10 protein-coding genes are annotated in these 13,290 nt (G+C 72.0%); 5 read left to right on the forward strand and 5 right to left on the reverse strand.

Going from position 1 to position 13,290, the window contains the following annotated elements; all coding sequences use genetic code 11:
• Positions 1-27 precede the first annotated feature (27 nt).
• From ACIRA5_RS26660 to ACIRA5_RS26670, 3 genes are all read right to left on the reverse strand, one after another.
• Positions 28-510 carry an ATP-binding protein gene (locus ACIRA5_RS26660; RefSeq protein ID WP_403694390.1) on the reverse strand — a complete coding sequence of 161 codons (483 nt, stop codon included), beginning with the start codon at positions 508-510 and terminating at the stop codon, positions 28-30.
• 481 nt (positions 511-991) lie between these two features.
• Positions 992-2,734: a pyruvate dehydrogenase gene (locus ACIRA5_RS26665; RefSeq protein WP_403694392.1), complete on the reverse strand. Its 1,743-nt coding sequence runs from the start codon at positions 2,732-2,734 to the stop codon at positions 992-994.
• 83 nt (positions 2,735-2,817) lie between these two features.
• Positions 2,818-4,734, reverse strand: a complete 1,917-nt coding sequence (locus ACIRA5_RS26670; protein WP_403694395.1) for a protein phosphatase 2C domain-containing protein — start codon at positions 4,732-4,734, stop codon at positions 2,818-2,820.
• A gap of 476 nt (positions 4,735-5,210) precedes the next feature.
• Here ACIRA5_RS26670 and ACIRA5_RS26675 point away from each other — a divergent pair, with 476 nt between their 5' ends.
• The 3 genes from ACIRA5_RS26675 (at position 5,211) to ACIRA5_RS26685 (ending at position 9,179) form a co-directional block, all read left to right on the forward strand.
• Entirely contained in the window at positions 5,211-6,191 is a 981-nt protein-coding gene (locus tag ACIRA5_RS26675) for a helix-turn-helix domain-containing protein (protein ID WP_403694397.1), read from the forward strand.
• Between the two features lie 36 nt (positions 6,192-6,227).
• Positions 6,228-6,710, forward strand: coding sequence for a DUF456 domain-containing protein (locus ACIRA5_RS26680; protein ID WP_403694400.1), 483 nt, complete (start codon positions 6,228-6,230; stop codon positions 6,708-6,710).
• Between the two features lie 156 nt (positions 6,711-6,866).
• Positions 6,867-9,179 (forward strand): glycosyl hydrolase family 95 catalytic domain-containing protein, encoded by a 2,313-nt coding sequence (locus ACIRA5_RS26685; RefSeq protein ID WP_403694403.1) that lies wholly within the window; start codon positions 6,867-6,869, stop codon positions 9,177-9,179.
• On the opposite strand, the gene ACIRA5_RS26690 is transcribed toward ACIRA5_RS26685, so the two are convergent.
• Entirely contained in the window at positions 9,176-10,426 is a 1,251-nt protein-coding gene (locus tag ACIRA5_RS26690) for an SGNH/GDSL hydrolase family protein (RefSeq protein WP_403694405.1), read from the reverse strand. The two genes, ACIRA5_RS26685 and ACIRA5_RS26690, sit on opposite strands and share 4 nt — an antisense overlap.
• Before the next feature lie 196 nt (positions 10,427-10,622).
• On the opposite strand from ACIRA5_RS26690, the gene ACIRA5_RS26695 reads away from it, so the two are divergent.
• Both ACIRA5_RS26695 and ACIRA5_RS26700 read left to right on the forward strand, forming a co-directional pair.
• The gene (locus ACIRA5_RS26695) at positions 10,623-10,991 is read left to right on the forward strand and encodes a PPOX class F420-dependent oxidoreductase (RefSeq protein WP_351311274.1); all 369 of its coding nucleotides are present in this window, start codon (positions 10,623-10,625) and stop codon (positions 10,989-10,991) included.
• A gap of 36 nt (positions 10,992-11,027) precedes the next feature.
• Complete coding sequence (locus tag ACIRA5_RS26700; RefSeq protein ID WP_403694408.1) at positions 11,028-11,768, forward strand: Type 1 glutamine amidotransferase-like domain-containing protein; 741 nt, start codon at positions 11,028-11,030, stop codon at positions 11,766-11,768.
• Positions 11,769-11,795: 27 nt separating this feature from the next.
• Here the strand turns inward: ACIRA5_RS26700 and ACIRA5_RS26705 are convergent, their stop codons facing one another.
• Positions 11,796-13,163: a bifunctional transcriptional activator/DNA repair enzyme AdaA gene (locus ACIRA5_RS26705; protein WP_403694490.1), complete on the reverse strand. Its 1,368-nt coding sequence runs from the start codon at positions 13,161-13,163 to the stop codon at positions 11,796-11,798.
• Positions 13,164-13,290 lie beyond the last annotated feature (127 nt).

A 13,290-nucleotide genomic window follows, 5' to 3' on the forward strand; every position in this document is an offset into this window, starting at 1 on the left:
CGGACAGGAATTACGGCGGCGCGGTGACTACACCGTGCCGCCGTCCAGTTCGAACCAGACCGACTTGCCCACGCCGTGGGGGCGTACCCCCCAGGCGTCCGCGAGGGACTGGACCAGGACGAGGCCTCTGCCGTGCGTACCGTCGTCGGCGATCGGTACCCGCAGTCTGGGCCTGCGTCCCACGAAGTCCCTTACCTCCACGCGGAGTCCGCGGGGTTCGACGGTAACCGTCAGGACCGCGTCGTGGTCGGTGTGGATGAGGGCGTTGGTGACGAGTTCGCTGGTCAGCAACTCGGCTATCTCGGACTTCTCCGGCTTCCCCCAGTGCCGTAAGAGTTCCCTCAGCGCTCTGCGGGCCTCCGGCACCGCCCGTAGATCGGCCCTGGCCAGCCGCCGCCTGAGCTGCGGGGCGGCCGGGTCCCTCGTGCCGTCGGTCGCTTCTTCCTCCACTGCCTGTGCCGAGGAGGCCCCGATGGCCACGGGACCGCCCCCTCGTACCTGCCTCTTCATGACCCCCGCCTGCATGCCGATGTCGGGTTCCCCTCCTGATCGAACATGTTCACGGGAATCCATGCCCCATCGGGGACGCGGCAGTCATGTCGAATGGTCAACCACCAGCCAATCCCGAGCGGAAGCACGGCGTCGCGCCGCGACGGCGGCCCGTGGGGCTCCTCCGCCCTGACGTCAGGGCTCTCCGGGACCGGCCCGCGCGACGGCGATCCGCCCCGTGGACAGCCCTGCCTGCCCTGCTCAACGCCTGTTGAGGCGCACGGTTCGGCCCCGGCGCACGGCGGTGGCGCGCCCGGCGGACCCGCACCACCCGGCGCCTCCCCTCCCCGGCGACGTGTTGACCGCGGGCGCTCGGCCCATCTACCGACTCTCGGCTGCGGGTATGGCCGTACTCGACGGGGAGTCGGCGCGGCGGCCCGAGTTCGGTGGTGGTGGTGGTGCCGCTCCGCTTACGGAACGCGGTGGCGGGCCAAGGAAACGGTCAGGGACGCGGCACGTTGCGCAGATTGGAGCGGGCCATCTGCACCATCCGGCCGACGCCCCCGTCCAGGACCATCTTCGACGCCGACAGGGCGAACCCGGTCACCATCTCCGCGCTGATCTTCGGCGGGATGGACAGGGCGTTGGGGTCGGTGACGACGTCGACGAGGGCGGGGCCCTTGTGCTTGAAGGCGGCCTTCAAGGCGCCGGTGAGGTCCTTGGGCTTCTCGACGCGCACGCCGTACGCCCCGCACGCACGCGCGACGGCCCCGAAGTCGGGGTTCTTGTTCGTGGTCCCGTACGAGGGCAGCCCGGCGACCAGCATCTCCAACTCGACCATGCTCAGGGCGGAGTTGTTGAAGAGGACGACCTTCACCGGCAGGTCGTACTGGACGAGGGTGAGGAAGTCGCCCATCAGCATGGCGAACCCGCCGTCTCCGGACATCGAGACGATCTGCCGGCCCCGGTCGGTGAACTGGGCCCCGATCGCCATCGGCAGCGCGTTCGCCATCGAACCGTGCGAGAACGAACCGATGACCCTGCGGCGGCCGTTGGGCGAGATGTAGCGGGCCGCCCACACGTTGCACATCCCGGTGTCGACCGTGAACACCGCGTCCTCGTCGGCGAGTTCGTCGAGGACGGAGGCCACGTACTCGGGGTGGATCGGCACGTGCTTCTCGACCTTGCGCGTGTACGCCTTGACGACACCCTCGAGCGCGTCCGCGTGCTTCTTCAGCATCTTGTCGAGGAAACGGCGGTTCCCCTTGGGCTTCACCCGGGGCGTCAAACAGCGCAGGGTCTCCTTCACATCGCCCCACACCGCCAGATCCAGCTTGGAGCGGCGGCCCAGCCGCTCCGGCCGGACGTCGACCTGGGCGATCTTGACGTCGTCCGGGAGGAAGGCGCTGTACGGGAAGTCGGTGCCGAGCAGGATCAGCAGGTCGCACTCGTGGGTGGCCTCGTAGGCGGCGCCGTAGCCGAGCAGACCGCTCATACCGACGTCGTACGGGTTGTCGTACTGGATCCACTCCTTGCCCCGCAGCGCGTGTCCGACCGGGGACTTGACCTTCTCCGCGAACTCCATGACCTCGGCGTGCGCGCCCGCCGTGCCGCTGCCGCAGAAGAGCGTGATCCGGTCGGCCTCGTCGATCATCGCGACGAGCTTGTCGATCTCGGTGTCGCCGGGGCGGACCGTGGGCCGGGAGGTGACGAGAGCGGTCTCCAGCGCCTTGTCCGGGGCGGGCTCGGAGGCGATGTCGCCGGGGAGGGAGACGACGCTGACGCCCGACTGGCCCACCGCGTGCTGGATGGCGGTCTGCAGCAGCCTCGGCATCTGCTTCGGGTTGGAGATCATCTCGTTGTAGTGACTGCACTCGCGGAAGAGCTGGTCCGGATGGGTCTCCTGGAAGTAGCCGAGGCCGATCTCACTGGAGGGGATGTGCGAGGCGAGGGCGAGAACCGGGGCCATGGAGCGGTGCGCGTCGTACAGACCGTTGATGAGGTGGAGGTTGCCGGGGCCGCAGGAGCCGGCGCAGGCGGCGAGCTTGCCGGTGATCTGGGCCTCGGCGCCCGCGGCGAAAGCAGCCGTCTCCTCGTGCCGGACATGGATCCAGTCGATCGCCGCGTTGCGCCGGATCGCGTCCACCACCGGGTTGAGGCTGTCGCCGACGACGCCGTACAGGCGCTTGACGCCGGCACGGACGAGGATGTCGACGAACTGCTCGGCGACGTTCTGCTTGGCCATGCTGCACGCACCTCTTTGTGATCCATGGATCCGGTGGGTCCCTCGGTTCATCCGTCGGGTCCATGAATTCACACGGTGCGCCGTTACGCCTCCCAAACGGCCGCGACGGTCCGGTCGTCGGCGTATCCCTTGACCCGTACCTGGGTGTCGGCGAGGAACGCGGCGAGGCCGGGCGGCTCGCCCGCCGACCACCGCGCCGTCAGGTGCTCGCAGAACTGCGGTTCGCCGTGCAGGGGCTCCGCGAGGCCGCCGGTGCACAGCAGCAGCGTGTCACCCGGTCGGGCGACGGAGGCGCGGAAACGGAAGGGTTCGCGGGGCGGTTCGGGGGCCGGTTCGTACGGGCTCGGGGGCGTGGTGATGCCCAGGTCCATGGTGAGCCGGTCGCCCTCGGGGGTCTCGTGCGGCAGCGATCCGAAGCCGACCACGGCCTCACCGGTGGTCTCGGCGACCCGCGGCTCGATGTCCTGCCACTCGCCGTCCCGCAGCCGGAACAGGCCGCCGGCGCCGACCCCGAAGAAGACGCGTGTACGGCACTCGGGGTCCCCGGTGAGCAGCAGGCAGCGCAACCCGGCGGTGTACTCCTCGGGTTCGATGCCCTGTTCGGCGGCGCTCGCGCGCAGCTTGCCGAGAGTGCGGTCGGTGAGCCGGTGCAGGCCCGACTTCAGGTCGCCGCGACGGGCCGCCCTTATGTCCTCGGCCAGCCGCGCGTGACTGCGGCCCACGGCGCGCCCGATCCACCGGCATGCCTCGGCCGCCGCCCGGTGCGCGCCGGGGGTCGCCCGGGCGCCGGTCGCCATCGCCACCAGCACCAGCGCGTGCTCGCCCGTTCCGAAGCGGGCGGTGAGCAGGGAGTCCCGGCGGGGCTCGCCCCTGAAGCGCGCGGAGTCGCCGCGCACGGAGGCCGCGCGCAGGGTGCTCGCCCCGTAGCGCGCCCCTTCCATGACGGTGTCGGCGACCAGGTCGTCGAGGTCGTCCGGATCGGCGGGCGGGAGGGCGGTGGGCTCGGCGTCGTAGGTGGGCGGGCCCGAGCCGACGTAGTCGACGGGGGGTGGCTGCTGGGGGACGGTGAGGACCGGCTCGGGGAGGGCGTCCACGGGGGCGGCCGCGCCGGGCGGGGCGGGATCCGGCGGCGCGGTGGGGCGCGGCGGCACCGCCGCGCCGGGCGACTCCTTGGACGTACGGCCACGGAGCGACTCGGCGTGGAACCCGGGCGGCGTCGGTCCCTGCGGAAGGGCCGCGGGGGTCGGCGGTTCGGCGGGCGGACGTTCCCAGGAAGCCGAGGGCTCTTCGTCGCCCCCCGAGGAGCGCGGATCCACACCACTCCGAGAGAAGCCGGTGGCCCCACTGCTCCACCAAGGGCCGGGCTCCGCATCGGCCGGCGAGGGACCGGGATCGTCCCCGCTCCCCGAAGGGCCCAGGTATCCGCTGCTCCACGAAAGGTCCGGGTCCCCGTCACCCCGGGAGACGCCGGATCCCTCCCCACCCCCCGGGAGGCCAAGGTCCCCGCCACCCCGAGAAGAACCGGAGTCCCCGCCACTTCGCGAGGAGCCGCGACCCTCGCCGCCCCACAAGGCACCGGGATCCTCACCGCTCCCCGAGCGGCCGTAGTTCTCACCGCTCCCCGAAGGGACGGCGTCCTCGGTCTCCGAGGGGCCCGGGGCGGCGTCCGCGCTCGTCGAGGGGGGCAGGTTCTCGGCGGGCCGTGCCGGGTCGAGGAAGCGGTCCGGTGGGTCGGACCGGGGCTCGCGGTCCCAGCGGGCGAGGCGCCGGCCCAGCGCCTCGCCACGCGGGGTGGCGCCGCCGCCCCGTTGCTCAGGGACGACGGGAGACCCGTCCGGCTCGGGTGGCGCGGTCCCCGATCCCACCGTCCCCGCGGCCGACGCGAAGCGGTCGTCGAGGGAATCGGCCGCGGGCGTGGGCCCCGTGTCCCCGGTGGCGTCGTACAGCTGCCTCCACCAGTCGTCCTCGTGACCGGTAGGCCTCTCCCCCTGCTGGCTCATGCCCCTAATTGTCCACCGCGAGAGCCGGATGAAAACGGGGCATCCGGAAAAACCGGCCACGGGACTGGTAGTCGAACGGCATGTCGGGTGACGTATCGAACGGCCGTATGAGTGGGGAGGGCTGACGAAAGGTCGGACGTCGCGTCGAACCGGACGTGGCGTCGAAGCCGCCGGACGATTCCACCCCCCACGGGAGAACCGCCCGGCGGCGCCCTGAGTGTGACCTGCTTCCCTGAGGTTCCCCTGTGACGCGCGTTGCCGCGCTCCCCAAGGTGCCACTCCCAAGATCACTCCGCCCACGTCCACGCAGGCCGGTCCGGCCCAAGTCGGGCATTACGGGCGGCTGTTGCTGCCGCGGTGCCGTGATCTTGGCAGAGTTACGTGTGCTGCGGCGATGATGTGCCGAGGCGGGTTTGCGCCGTGGCCGATTTCCGCCAGGTCACGGCCGGAACGGGATTCGGGGAGGGCATCGCCGCATGCTGGGAGCGATAGGTCTGGACGAGACGCACGAGTCGGCGTACCGGGCACTGGTGTCCGTGGGCGCCGCCGACGTGCCCGACCTCGCGCGGCGGCTCACGCTCGGCGAGCACGACACCGAGCGCGCCCTGCGCCGACTGGAGCGGCACGGCCTCGCGGCCCAGTCCTCGGGCCGCCCGGGACGCTGGGTCGCGGCGCCGCCCGGCGTCGCCCTCGGCGCACTGCTCACCCAGCAGCGGCACGAGCTGGAGAAGGCGGAACTGGCGGCCGCCCTGCTCGCCGAGGAGTACCGCGCCCAGGCCACCGAACCCGCCGTGCACGACCTGGTGGAGGTGGTGATCGGAGCGGCGGCGGTCACCCAGCGGTTCCTCCAGCTCCAGCTCGGGGCGACCACGGAGGTGTGCGCGCTGGTCACCGGGACCCCGATGGTGGTCTCCGGGATGGACAACGACGCGGAGGAACAGGCCGCGGGACGCGGCGTCGGCTACCGCGTGGTGCTCGAACGCGCCGTACTCGACCAGCCCACCGGCCTCACCGAACTGTCCGCCGCGCTCAGCCGCGACGAGCAGGTACGGGTCGTGGACAAGGTGCCGACCAAGCTGGTGATCGCCGACCGGACGCTCGCGATGGTGCCGCTCACCTCGCACACCGCGGAGCCCGCCGCCCTCGTCGTGCACGCCAGCGGGCTCCTGGAGCTGCTGTCGGGCCTGTTCGAGTCGGTGTGGCGGGACGCGCTGCCGCTGCGGCTCGGCAGCCGGGGCGTCATGGAGCAGGAGCCGGACGGTCCCGACGTCACCGACCTGGAGATCCTCTCCCTGCTGCTGGCGGGGCTGACCGACGCGAGCGTCGCCAAACAGCTCGACCTGGGCCTCAGGACCGTACAGCGCCGGGTGAAGCGGCTGATGGAGCTGGCGGGCGTCACGACCCGGCTCCAGCTGGGCTGGCACGCCTACGAGAAGGGCTGGGTGGCCCGCGACTGACCTGCGCTCTCGCGCCCGCTCAGTCACCCTGGACAGATGGGAGTGTGGGAACTCCTGCTGGTCGGCGTGGTGATCGTGCTCGGCCTGTGCGGAGTGCTGGTGCCCGGTGTGCCGGGGTCGTGGCTGGTCTGGGCCGCGGTCCTGTGGTGGGCCCTGACCGACCCACGGGCCCTCACCTGGGGCGTACTGGTGGGCGCGACCGTGGTCCTGGTGCTGGCCCAGGCGATCCGCTGGGGGCTGCCGCCCCGACGGCTCCGGGAGGCCGGCGCCACTCCCCGGATGGGCGTGTACGCCGGGATCGGGGCACTGCTGGGTTTCCTTCTGCTGCCGGTGGTCGGCGCGGTCCCGGGCTTCCTCGGCGGGATCTACCTCTACGAACGGCCGCGGCTGGGCGGGCACGGCCCGGCGAAGGCGGCGGTGGGGACGGTCATGCGGTCGGGCGGCTGGCACGTCCTGACGGAGCTGTTCGCCTGCCTGCTGGTCACGGCCGCATGGCTGGCCACGGTGATCTGGGGCTGACAGCGCTGCCAACGGAGCCAACGGAGCCAACACATCGGATCTCTCCCTTCATATTGACGGGCTGCAGTCACTTCTCTACGTTGCATCGCGGGATAGCTCCGATGAATCGATGAATCGCCCGCAGCGCAGTCGCTAGAGCCGCCTGGAGGCACCCGCATGCCCAGCCCGTCCAGACGTACCGTCCTCGCCACCGGATCCGCCCTCGGCGGCACCCTGCTCGCCGGAGGCCTGCCCGCCCAGGCCCGGGCGGCCGATCACGCGGACACCTCCGACCCCTGGCGCACCGTCCTCGACGACGCCGATCTGGTCTGGCAGCGGATGCCGAAGACCTGGTACGAGGGCCCGTACCTCGGCAACGGCTTCCTCGGCTCCGGGATCTACGCCGAACCGGGCGCGGAGACCGGTTCCTTCTCAGCCGTACGTTTCAACGTCCAGCACTCGCAGGTGCAGGATCACCGCCCCGAGTTCGGCTCCCTCTTCGGCCTCGCCCGCCTGCCCATCGGCTGGTTCACACTGGAGCCGGTCGGCGCGATCACGGGCCTGGACTGGCGGCTCGGCCTGCGCGACGCCGAGCTGACCGGCACGCTCACCACCGACAAGGGAACGCTCACGCTCCGCGCCCTGGTGCACAACTCCCGCTCGGTCCTCGCCGTCGAGGTGACCCCCAGCGAGGGCGAGCGCGACTTCCGCTGGGTCTTCCACCCGGCGGACGCGATCAGCCCGCGCGCCGACTTCAAGCCCCTCCCGGACGGCTACCAGGGCAACCCGCCCGCCGAGGTCGCCACGCACGACGGCGTCTCCACCGCCGTACAGCCCCTGCTGTCGGGTGGACAGCATGTGACGGCGTGGCGGGAACGGACGCGAGGCAGCACACGATGCCTGTACGTGCATGTCGCGCACTCGTATCCCCAGTCCACGGCGCTGGGCCGGGCGCTCGCCACCGTGCGCGGGGCGTCGGCGCTGCCGTACGACCTGCTGGCCACAACCCATCGCGCCTGGTGGCACGCCTACTACCGCAAGAGCTTCCTCTCCCTCCCCGACGCGCGCATCCAGCGCTTCTACTGGATCCAGCTCTACAAGGCGGCGTCGGCGGCCCGGCGGGACGCGCCCGTGATGGCGACCAGCGGCCCCTGGCTGGAGTCCACGCCCTGGCCCAACACCTGGTGGAACCTCAACGTCCAGCTGGAGTACTGGCTGATCCACGGCTCGAACCACCTCGAACTCGACGCCGTGACCCGGGCGTTGAGCGAGTTCCGGGGCAATCTGTCGAAGGAGGTGTCGGACCGGTACCGCGCCGACTCGCTCGGCATCCCGCGCACCACGGACCCGCAGCTCGTCAACGGCGCGGCGGGCACCCTCACCGGCTACGGCGTCGGCATCCCCGGCCAGGACCCGCCCACTCCCGAGGTCGGCAACCTCACCTGGGCCCTGCACAACGTCTGGCTGAGCTACCGCCACACCATGGACGAGTCGATCCTGCGGGACGTCCTCTTCCCCCTGCTGCGCAAGGCGGTCAACTACTACCTGCACTTCCTGGAGCCGGGCACGGACGGGAAGTTGCACCTGCCCGCCACCTTCTCCCCCGAGTACGGCGGCAACTCGCGCGACTGCAACTACGACCTGATGCTGCTGACCTGGGGCTGCCGCACCCTGCTGGAGTCGGCCGAACTCCTCGGCGTCCACGACGAGTTGGCGCCGCGCTGGCGCGAGGTGCTGGCCAAGCGGGTGCCGTACCCGACCGACGCCAACGGCTTCATGATCGGCGCGGACATCCCCTTCGCGAAGTCGCACCGGCACTACTCGCATCTGCTCGCGGTGTACCCGCTGTACGAGCTGACCGGCCGCACCCCCGACGAACTGGCCCTGATCGAGAAGTCGTTGGCGCACTGGGTGGGCTTCGAGGGCGCTCTCCAGGGCTACACCTTCACGGGCGCCGCCTCGATGTCCGCGCTGCTCGGCAAGGGCGAGGACGCTCTCAAGTACCTCGGCCAGCTCATGACCCGCTTCATCCAGCCCAACACCATGTACAAGGAGTCGGGCCCGGTCATCGAGACCCCGCTGTCGGCCGCCCAGTCCCTGCACGACATGGTCTGCCAGTCCTGGGGCGGCGTCGTCCGGGTCTTCCCCGCCCTGCCCGCCGACTGGGCGGACCTGACGGTCCACGACTTCCGCACCCAGGGCGCCTTTCTGCTCAGCGCGGTACGGAAGGGCGGCGCGACCCGCTGGGTCCGGCTGGTCAGCGAGGCGGGCGCGCCCTGCGTCGTACGGCACGGCATCGCGGGCGCGATCGACGTGCGGGACGGGCGGGGACGGCCGCTTCGGTACGAGACGGTGGGCGACGGGACGATCCACGTCACCCTGCGCCGCGGCGAGTCGGCGCTGATCACCGCACGGGGCGACCGCCCTGACCTGACCGTCACGCCGGTACGGCCGAACACGGACGCTCCCCGGTGGGGGCTGCCCGCTTAGAGAGAGAGCGTGTCAAGGTCGATGTCGTCGGCCAGCGCCTGCATCCCCGTGTCGTTGAAGTGGAGGTGGTCGCCGGGATCGTAGGCGGGGAGGATGCGGTGCGGGTCGGCCGGGTCGCGGACGACGGCGTCGAAGTCCGCGACCGCGTCGAAGAGTTCGGCGTTGCGGATGAACGCGTTGACCGTCAGCCGGACCGCCTCGCGGGACTCCGTATAGGCGCTGTACCCGCCGTACGGGGTGATCGTGGCACCGACGACCCGGATCCCGCGGGCGTGGGCGCGCTCCACGATCCGGCGGTACGCGTCCTCGATGGCGAGGGGATCCTTCTGCTCGGGCGTGCCCTTGATGTCGTTGATGCCCTCCAGCACGATCACCGCACGCACCCCGGCGCGGGAGAGCGCGTCGGCGTCGAGGCGGGTCAGGGCGCTCGGGCCGCCGTTCTCCAGCAGGAGGCGGTTTCCGGAGATCCCCGCGTTGAGGACACCGAGCCGGCGGTGCTCGGGGAGCGTGCGCAGACGGGCGGCGAGCAGGTCGGGCCAGCGGTGGTTGGCGCTGGACGTCGAGCCGGTGCCGTCGGTGAGGGAGTCCCCGAGCGCGACCACGCTGCCCGCGGCGGGAGCGCCGAGTACGTCGACGCCGGTCACGTAGTACCAGTTGTCGAGGGTGACGGTGTACGCGGTGCCGGGCTCGTCGGCGGTCCGGTCCCCTTCGCGGGCCACGAAGTTGGCCTGGAATGCGGAGCGGTGGTAGGTCGCCGGGCCGGAGTCGGCGGGGGTGTGGACCGAGATCAGGAGGTTGGCGTCGGCGGGGACCGGGAGGTCGACGGGGTCGCTGATCATGTCCTGTCCCACGGGGACCGTCACGGACCGGCGGCCGCCGAACGTGGCGACGCGCAGCGACCCCGGGGCGGCGTTCGGGCTCATGGGCCTGCCCCACTCCTGCAACGCGACCGTGACGGCGGCGAGCTGGAGCGGCGCGGTGCCGAGCCGGTTGGAGACGTGGACGCGGGCGGCGCTGCCGCCGACGCTGGTGTGCACGACGTTGCGGATCGAGGCGCCGGGCAGGGCGGGGGCGGTTCCGGAGGGGGCGGTCTCCCAGGTGCCGGTCCAGCGGGCCTGGTCGATGTCGTGGCCGTGGCCGGTGAGGTGGGTGATGGACCCCGCATCGGCGCTCGCGGCCGGCGGGACGAGCGCCAGAACGGTCACCAGGGCGGTGAAGAGATGGCGAGCCTTGATCACGCGGGTCATGCGGTATCGCTTCCCTGCCCCTCGGGCCGGTCAACGAAAGGTCACACCGTTGGCCGTGCCCACTCACCCGCACCACTGATTCGTAGGACCTATCGTTCGATCGTCCCGAACACAGCGACGTCCGAGCCGCTTTGGGGCGGGAGACCTACGACCAGGACCCGATGCGGTCCGCGCACGGGCGTGTTTGGCTGCTTCCATGACCGAATTCAGCAAGGCGGAACGCGCCTACCTCACCACACAGCGGCTGGGTCGGCTGGCCACCGTCGACGCCCACGGGCAGCCGCAGGCGAACCCCGTCGGCTTCTTCCCGCAGGACGACGGGACGATCCTGATCGGCGGTTACGCGATGGGCACCACGAAGAAGTGGCGCAACCTGCGCAAGAACCCCAAGGTGGCGCTCGTCGTCGACGACATCGTCAGCCACCAGCCGTGGAAGGTGCGCGGCATCGACATCCGGGGCGAGGCCGAACTCCTCACCGGCCCCCACGACTTGGGTCCGCACTTCAGCGAGGAGCTGATCCGTATCCATCCCCGGCGCATCCACAGCTGGGGCCTGGAGGACTGACCGGAGCCCCGACGGCGCTTGGTAGGGTCACCGACCATGACCGCCACGGAACCCACCGTCCTGGCCACGTCGGGTGGTCACCGCGTCGGCAGCCGCACCTGGCTGACCTTCGACGCGCTCGTCCACCACGCCGTCGAACTGTCGGGCGTGCACGGGCGCCGGCCCCGGGTCATGTACGTCGGTACCGCGATCGGCGACGCCGAGCACTTCGCCGCCCGGATGAGCGAGGCGGCTCGCGTGGCGGGCTTCGACCTGACGCCGCTGCGCCTCTTTCCCATGCCCAACTTCGATGACATCGAGGCGGCGGTGCTGGAGCAGGACGTGGTGTGGGTGACGGGCGGTTCGGTGGCGAACCTGCTCGCCGTATGGCGCGTGCACGGACTGGACGCGATCCTCCGTCGCGCGTGGCGGGCCGGGGTCGTCCTGAGCGGGGTGAGCGCCGGTTCGCTCTGCTGGTTCCAGGGCGGCACCACCGACTCCTTCGGCCCCGAACTGCGCCCGCTCACCAACGGTCTCGGCTTCCTGCCGTACGGCAACGGTGTCCACTACGACACCGACCCCGGCCGCCGCCCCCTGGTCCACCGGCTCGTCGCCGAGGGCACACTGCCGCTCAGCCACTGCACCGACGACGGCGTGGGCCTCGTCTACCGCGGCACCGAACTCGTCGAAACCGTCAGCGAGACACCGGGCAAGGGGGCGTACGTCGTCCGGCGGGAGGGGGACCGGGCGGTCGAGGAGCGCGTGGAACCGCGCCTGCTCCCGGCACCGCGACACTGACGTTCCCGACGGCCACCCCGGGGGGCTTCACTCCAACTCCCCAGCCGCCCTGAGGTGTTGAACGGCGTACGAGCGCCACGGGCGCCACGCGTCCGGCACGTCCACCCCCGGCGGCACCACGTCGGGGTCGCCGAGCGCGCGCGTACGGATTTCCGCGGCGGTAGTGCCGTCCAGCCCCGGCAACGCCAGCAGCGCCTCCCGTGCCTCGTCGCGCTCCGCTCCCGCGTCCAGCCGCAGGGTGCCGTCGGCGAGGGCGGCGGTGAGCGCGCCGAGGGGGCCGTCCGGCTCGGCCTCCGCGAGGACGGCCGGCTCCGGGAACACATGGGTGAGCGTGCCGCTCGGGGCGTCCAGCGCCTTCCCGTACCGCCGCACCAGCCGCTCGGCCTCCGCCCGCCCCACCAGTGCGCGCACGGCCAGCTCGTCCGGATCGGCGGCACCCGGCGAGCGCAGGCCGGGGCGCGCGGCGACCAGCGGGGCCAGCCGGGGATCGGCGCCCAACCGCTCGTCGACGGCGTACGGATCGGCGTCGAGGTCGAACAGCCGGCGCAGTCGCTGGACGGCGGTGGTGAGGTCGCGCAGGTCGGTGAGGTGGAGCCGGGCGTCGAGCCAGCCGCGCGAGCGTTCGTCCACCGCGACGATTCCGGTGCCGTAAGGGAGGCGGAGGGTGCGGCGGTACGTACGACGGCCGGGGGTGCCGTCGATGTCCTCGACCCCCGGGACCGCCTCGTGGGCGAGCAGGTCGAAGACGGCGGCGGACTGGTAGGGGCCCCGGTGGGCGAGGCGCAGGGGGATCCCGGCGGTGGGGGTGACCGTGCGCCGGGTTCCGCTCCCGCCCCGTGGTGCGGCTGCCGCGCGCAGTTCGCTCGGCGTCGAGGCGTACACCGCGCGGATCGTGTCGTTGAACTGCCGGACGCTGGCGAACCCGGCCGCGAACGCGATCTCCGTGACCGGCAGGCCGGTGGTCTGGAGCAGGACACGGGCGGTGTGGGCGCGCTGGGCGCGGGCGAGGGCGACGGGGCCCGCGCCGACCTCCGCGGTGAGCTGCCGCTGCACCTGGCGGGCGCTGTATCCGAGCCGGACGGCGAGCCCTGCGACCCCCTCCCGGTCGACCACGCCATCCCCGATGAGCCGCATGGCGCGCCCTACGACGTCGGCCCGCACGTTCCACTCCGCGGAGCCGGGTACGGCGTCCGGGCGGCATCTGCGGCAGGCGCGGAAGCCCGAGCTCTGCGCCGCGGCGGCCGTCGTGTAGTACCGCACGTTCTGCCGCTTCGGCGTCACCGCCGGGCAGCTGGGCCGGCAGTAGATGCCGGTCGTCTCCACCGCGAAGAAGAACTCCCCGTCAAACCGGGCGTCCCTGCTCCGCACCGCCTCGTACCTGGTCTCCGCGTCGATCACACCTACCAGTCTGCGCCGCCCGCCACTCCATCGGCTGGCGGCTTTCAGACACAGCACTCACCCCAGAACCTGATCCCGCAACCAAGCGACCCGGCCGGCCGGGGAATGCGGGGCGAAGTCCCCG

Origin of the sequence: Streptomyces sp. NPDC096311, assembly GCF_044763085.1 — a bacterium.
Classification (GTDB): Bacteria; Actinomycetota; Actinomycetes; order Streptomycetales; family Streptomycetaceae; genus Streptomyces.